The organism is Serratia sp. PL7, assembly GCF_945957435.1.
Window position 1 is genome coordinate 1 of the sequence record NZ_CAMFLB010000115.1, and the last position, 625, is coordinate 625.

Below are 625 nucleotides of genomic sequence, written 5' to 3' on the forward strand. Positions count from 1 at the left end.
TTTTATTGATTCCATTTTTACACTGATGAATGTTCCGTTGCGCTGCCCGGATTACACCAGTGTCAGCAAGCGCGCAAAGTCGGTTAATGTCAGTTTCAAAACGTCCACCCGGGGTGAAATCGCGCATCTGGTGATTGATTCCACCGGGCTGAAGGTCTTTGGTGAAGGCGAATGGAAAGTCAAAAAACACGGCAAAGAACGCCGTCGTATATGGCGAAAGTTGCATCTGGCAGTTGACAGCAACACACATGAAATCATCTGTGCAGACCTGTCGCTGAACAATGTGACGGACTCAGAAGCCTTCCCGGGTCTTATTCGGCAGACTCACAGAAAAATCAGGGCAGCATCGGCAGACGGCGCTTACGACACCCGGCTCTGTCACGATGAACTGCGGCGTAAGAAAATCAGCGCGCTTATCCCGCCCCGAAAAGGCGCGGGTTACTGGCCCGGTGAATATGCAGACCGTAACCGTGCTGTTGCGAATCAGCGGCTGACCGGGAGTAATGCGCGGTGGAAATGGACAACAGATTATAACCGTCGCTCGATAGCGGAAACGGCGATGTACCGGGTAAAACAGCTGTTCGGAGGTTCACTGACACTGCGTGACTACGATGGTCAGGTTGCA

1 protein-coding gene is annotated in these 625 nt (G+C 52.5%); it reads left to right on the forward strand.

Annotated elements, in window-relative coordinates:
- Positions 1-625 (forward strand): IS5 family transposase (locus N6G83_RS54495; RefSeq protein ID WP_260524445.1); only part of this gene is annotated, 625 nt, incomplete at both ends.